Consider the following 5,547-nt stretch of genomic DNA (forward strand, 5'->3'; position numbering starts at 1 on the left):
CCGTCGAGGTCAGGAGACGGATGGCTTGCGCGGCGGGTCATTTTTGCGGGAGCGGTCAAGGGGCGTCCCGCTGAATCCGCCTCATTACTTCGGCGGCTACGGGAGAGGTTACTTCCCAAACCCGGCGTTGGCCCAATCGGCGTGGTCGGCGGCGATGCCGTCGCCGCCATCTTCGACGAGGAGGCGGATTTCTTTGTGGCGGTCGGAGAGTTCGACGTTGAAGTGCCAGTAGTGTTCGGCGTCCCACTTGAGCAGGGGGCTTTCGGCCAGGAGCACCGGGGGTTCGCCCATTTCTTTGACGTCGCCATAGATTTTGAAGCGGACGCTGGGGCGGGGATCGGTCTTTTTATCGTCATCCAGGCCGGCGACGGCGACGAAGTGTTTCATCCCGGCGGGGATGGCATAGACGAGGGTGGATTGGGCGTGGACGCCGATGCCTTCGGCGTAGGTTTTGCCGCCGATGGTGAGGGGTTTGCCGGCGCAGGAGCGGTTCGGGGTGACTTTGCCCCAGCCGGTGGTGGCGCTCAGGGGTTTGAGTTTGGCCAGCGGCACGGCGGGCAGCGGCGGCACGGGCGGCAGGGTGGGTCGCTGCGGGATTTCGACGCGCACGACGGCGGGGGCAGAGGGTTGCCCGGCGGCGTTGCGGCCCAGGACGCGGTATTCGTAGGCGGCGCCGGGTTGCGGGCTGGCATCGGTGAATTCGGCGCTGGCCACTTGGGAGGTCGCGCCGGGGGTGCGCTGGATTTGGTAGTCGAGGTTGTCATCTTTGTCCCAAATGAGGTGGACGGATTGGAAGCCGACGGTGGCTTTGAGGCCGGTGGGGAGGGTCGGCGGCGGCGTCTGCACCGGGCCGGGGCGGAATTGGATGCGCCACGCGAGTTCGCCGGCGGGTCCGGCGGGAAGGGTGACGCGCACTTCGGGGCCGCGCTGGCGCACCGGCAAGGGCTGGCGGGCGGGACCGGCTTCGGCGCTGACCGCCTGCCAGGAGCGGTCGCCCACGGGGACGAGCACGCGGAGTTCGCCGGGGTCCCCGGCCACGACGCGGCTGCGCCCGGCGAGGGTATCGGTCTGCCAGGTTTCTTCGGCGACGTCCACGATGCCCTGGGTGATGTGCCGCGCGGTGCTGAGAAGTTGCGGGCGTCCGGTGAGCGGGCGCAGGGCGAGGATGCGGCAGGAGGCGGGCGGAACGTCGCAAAGCAGGCGTCCGGTGGCGGGGGCCACGAAGCGGTTGGCCCAGAAGTCAAAGCCCGCGATGGTTTCGCCGCGCAGGCCAAGGCGTTCGAGGGGGATTTCAAGGTGCAACGGCTGGTCGGCGTCCCAATTGAAGAGGCCGAGGATGAGGCGCGGCGGGTTGGCGGTGTCATCGCGCAGGAGCCAGATTCGGGGCGGATCGTTTTCCAGGAGGTCCAGCGGGCGGGCCGGGCGTCCGTGCGGCGGCATGGTGCGATGCAGGAGGTCGAGGCGCTCGGCGGGCATGGCCGGGAGCCATTCGCTGCTGAGGTTGAGCTGGCCGCTCAGGGCCACCCAGGAGCAGATGAGTTGCGCCTGCGCCAGCGGGACGCTCGGGCGGATGTACACGGGGTCGGGATCGTTGTACCAGATGCGCCCGTGCAGGAAGTATTGGCGGGAGCCGTAGATGGGCCCGCGCAGGAGGCCTTTCCAGTTCGAGCCGTTGTCCGGCCCCACGCGCATGGCGTCCACCAGGCCAAACGCGCCGGCATAGGAGCGCATGTTTTGCGGGGCGCAACAGCCGAGGATGAAGATCTTGGGGCCAGCCGTCTCGCGCACGAGGCGCAGGCCATCGCGAAAGGCTTCGATGTGGGTTTTGTCGGGATTGGAAAGGATGCCTTCGCCGAAATGGTCGTCTTTGTAAAGGTCGTTGACGTACATCAGGCGGGAGCCGGTACCGGTCCAGAGGCCGTCCATCTTGAAGTATTGGTAACCCCATTCGTGCGCGATGCGTTGGACGAGGCCGCGCAGGTGTTCGCGCGCGCCCGGGTGGGTCATGTCCATGCAGGTGCCGCCCCAGCGGGTTTCAAAGGGCCGACCCTGCGCGTCCTTGACGAACCAATCCTGGTGCTCCTTGAAGAACGGATCGTAATACGTGCCCGCGAACGGCATGAACCAGATGCCCGGCACAAGCCCGAGGGATTTGATCTGATCCGCCGAGGCCTTCATGCCGTCCGGGTAAGGCCCCTTGGGATCGCTGATGGTGAAGTTGCGGCGCGGGCCGTTGGAGGAGATGCCCGCCTGCCACTTGTCGTCAATCTGCACGACGGAGAAGCCGAACGGCGCGAGGTTGGTGGCGGCGAAGGCGGAAAGCTCGGCAAGATGCGGGGCATCCGAAGCGCCGCCGTGCGGGCTGCTGTACCACGTGCAGTAACCGCTGGGTTGCGGCGGGAGCTGGATGCGGTACACACGCGCGACGGCGTCCGCCCAGGCCTCCAGGCCGAGGGTCGTCTCGGTAAACCAACCCACCGCGAACGTCTCGGTCTCGGCGCTCTGGCCCGGCTTGATTTGCAGGCGGCCATATTCGCCGCGCGCCTCCAGGCGCAGGGCATCGTTGGTGGCGCTGGCCAGAATCACCCCGCTGGCGCGGTCATGCGTGAGCCAACCCGTGACCAAGCCCTCGCGCGATTTCGGATTCGCCACGGCCATCCAGGCGTAACTGCCGGGATTCTTCTCCGGCGCAAGCAACCCGCCCGTGCCCAGCGTGATCTGGGGTGCATCCGGCGCGGATTTCACGACGTTGAAGGACAACAACGGAATGGCATTGGTGACCCGCAGCGCGGCATCCGGGTTACGCAGTACACCCCGGAACAACGCGAACGGCAGCTTGGGGAAGACCATGATTTTCCCGGCGTCGGATTCAATGGCCGACCCGGCGCCAAACGTGGGATCCTTAACTGCGGTGACTTGCACCTTCCCCTGCCCGGACACCCAAAGGCCATCGCGCAGCACCACGCGGCCACTGACCTTTTCCCTGAGTTCAAAGGCACCAGTCGCGGGAGCAACCATGACCTTCAGAGAATCATTTTCAATAGTAAACGGCGCATCCGCAGCCTGCCCGGTCCAGACAGTGAGCGCGCCAACAACCCAAGCGATGTAATTCAATTTCATACGGAGAACAATGGGGAAAGTTTACCGGCTTGCGACGCCTTGGCAAGCTTTCTGGGGAGCAGGAGGGCAAAATATCTGATTTTTGAAGTAGTCATCAGGGTGTTTGGTTGGCAGGCACATAGAACGGGATGCAAGGTGGGACTTTGTCGAAACGAAGCCTCGTCGGTGAAAACGATTTTCGCGCCTTCGGCATTGGCGTTTTTTTAGATTCGGATAAACGCAGTGTGGCAACCGATCTGACTTGGTTTTTAGGCTTCGTCGAATTAACTTGCCAGCCACCCGAATGCGTGCGAAAAAAACGCCTGATGAAACGTAGCGGATGATAGCACCGCGTTTTCAGTGCGGAAGGGTGGCTCGAGTGGTTTAAGGCACCTGACTCGAAATCAGGAGAACTGGGCAACTGGTTCCGGGGGTTCGAATCCCCCCCCTTCCGCCAACTGTTTTACCGAGGTTTTTTGATAGTTAGTGTAGCTAGTGTCCCTTTTCAAAGAGTTTTCCCCCGTTATTTTTGCTTCCGTTTGGATGCTTTAACCTGGTGTTTTCCCACTGGCTTTGGGGAATCGTACCACTCTTCCTTCCGTCGCGAGCCTATCAAATTTATGCTCAATCCATTCACGCTGCTATCGGCTTTGGCCCGCTCCGTTGGCCGGGGGGCTACCCGGCATGGCGATTTGTTTGGGATCGTGAACGCCATCAAGGAAACTGAACGTGAGAAAAAACGGGGGGGGTAACATAACATGAGCGACGAACTGGAGGCTGGGTTTGTAGTGAGGGAGATCCAGGATTTGCCCATGGTGGAGTTGACGCGCGTCGAGCTTGGACCACCCACCGTAAGGCGTGGCGTCAGGCGGAAGCGGAGGGCCTGCGCCCGCGCTGAGGTTTTCATCGCGGAGTTGCACATCCCGGGGCTGCCGATGACAGCGACGTGTTCGCAGTGCGGGAAACCGTTTGGGTATGCGGTCACAGAGAGAATGTTGCGCCGGCGTGAGGTGTGTGATGAATGCCGAAAGAAAAATTCGCAGAAGTCGCAGCGGGCGGCGATGCAAAAACTGAAATTGAAAACCGGGGAGTTGAGCACGCTGCACCGGGAAATCAACAAGGTGCTGCGGATGACGCAAGCGGACGCGGGGAAGGTGCTGGGGCTATCATCCCAGTTGGTGCAACAGGTCGAGCGTGGGGCGCTTTCCAAGATTCGGGAGCACAAGCAGGGTTTGCGGGTGGAGAGTGAGGTGAAAGGTCGGGAGCAGACGTATAAGGAGTGTCTTGAACGATGGAAAACGATGGCGGATATACTGGATGAAGAGGGGTTGGCGGATGAGGCGAATGCGGTGCGAAGGGAGGCATCGCAGTGCAAGGCGGAGTGGCTGCGAATTTTAGATGCGGGCCTGGTGGCCCAGGGAGTGACGGTGAATTGGGGGAAGGATCCGTATTTTGGAACGGATTTGGTGTAACGAAATGAACAACAAGACGGCGAAGACCAAGATCGGGTAGATCGCGGGGCCTAGGAATGATTGGCGAGGGGTTGGAGGGTTGTGGAATTAATGCCAACCCAGCAACAGACGTCAGCGTGGGTGGTTTTTCCATAGGAGTATGGGCGTTTTCCTGGGCAAAGGGCTCCGGTTGTCAGGGCTTGCATGACGGATGCTTTGGTGATGGGAATGCCGGCGCGGCAAAGGCAGCGCCACGCACGGTAAGAAAGGCCGTTATCAGGATATATGTTTACCGGGACTTCGCGGATTGGCGGTAGGAAGGACTCAGGGAGACCGGCCCAACGACAAACTTCCTGGTGCGTCGTTTTCCCGTATTGTGCCGGGCGAAGGAAGGGGAACAGGACGCCAGTCCTGAGTGCGTGGAAGACGGCTTCTTTCTCGACTGGAACCCCTGCGAGTTCAAGGCATTTGTTCGCCCGGAGGGAAAGGCCGTTGGCGAGGTGCGTGGTTTTGTTCATATCGTGATGCAGCGCATTATTGGGGGAAGAGCGGGAAATTGGAAGCTGATTTTGCCCGTGAAGCAACCGATGTTCCTCAGTCAGGATCCTGAAATATGACCTAAACTTCTGCGACCGCAGGTTGCTGAGTTGCTATGAATGCCCCACTTCTAGCGGAAGGATGCTCTATCTGGAACCGATTATGTGTAGCATGAAACAAAAACTGGGCTGGGTTGCCAAGATGAGTGGTCCCCAAATCAGCCGGATTGTCACCCCAGATTCCCTTTCCCAGTTCCATGAACTTGGATATCCAAATCTCGCCACCCAGGATGTTTTTATCTGCTTGCGTCTTAAGGCTGAATCGCTGCCCAGCGATGGTAATATCATGGCCACTAAGGCCTTTGGGCGCAAGTTTGGCGTCAACACCGGAGTTTTTGAGTATTTGCTCTAGCCCCAGTTTACGAGTTAGCATAGTCGTTTTTCTGTAAGCTGTTTTGGTT

Annotated in this window: 4 protein-coding genes and 1 tRNA gene; 3 read left to right on the forward strand and 2 right to left on the reverse strand. The window is 60.9% G+C overall.

Annotation, left to right across the window (positions count from 1 at the left end; all coding sequences use genetic code 11):
* Positions 1–108: 108 nt before the first annotated feature.
* Positions 109–3,120, reverse strand: coding sequence for an NPCBM/NEW2 domain-containing protein (locus tag WCO56_28625; protein ID MEI7733569.1), 3,012 nt, complete (start codon positions 3,118–3,120; stop codon positions 109–111).
* A 343-nt stretch (positions 3,121–3,463) separates the two neighbouring features.
* Between WCO56_28625 and WCO56_28630 the strand changes: the two genes are divergently transcribed.
* From WCO56_28630 to WCO56_28640, 3 genes are all read left to right on the forward strand, one after another.
* Positions 3,464–3,556: transfer RNA gene (locus WCO56_28630), tRNA-Ser, on the forward strand.
* A 301-nt stretch (positions 3,557–3,857) separates the two neighbouring features.
* Positions 3,858–4,571 carry a hypothetical protein gene (locus WCO56_28635; protein MEI7733570.1) on the forward strand — a complete coding sequence of 238 codons (714 nt, stop codon included), beginning with the start codon at positions 3,858–3,860 and terminating at the stop codon, positions 4,569–4,571.
* A 335-nt stretch (positions 4,572–4,906) separates the two neighbouring features.
* Entirely contained in the window at positions 4,907–5,167 is a 261-nt protein-coding gene (locus WCO56_28640) for a hypothetical protein (GenBank protein MEI7733571.1), read from the forward strand.
* A gap of 1 nt (position 5,168) precedes the next feature.
* On the opposite strand, the gene WCO56_28645 is transcribed toward WCO56_28640, so the two are convergent.
* On the reverse strand, positions 5,169–5,547 hold a 379-nt coding region (locus tag WCO56_28645; GenBank protein ID MEI7733572.1), incomplete at its 5' end, for a hypothetical protein.

The organism is Verrucomicrobiota bacterium (assembly GCA_037139415.1).
Lineage (GTDB): Bacteria > Verrucomicrobiota > Verrucomicrobiia > Limisphaerales > Fontisphaeraceae > JBAXGN01.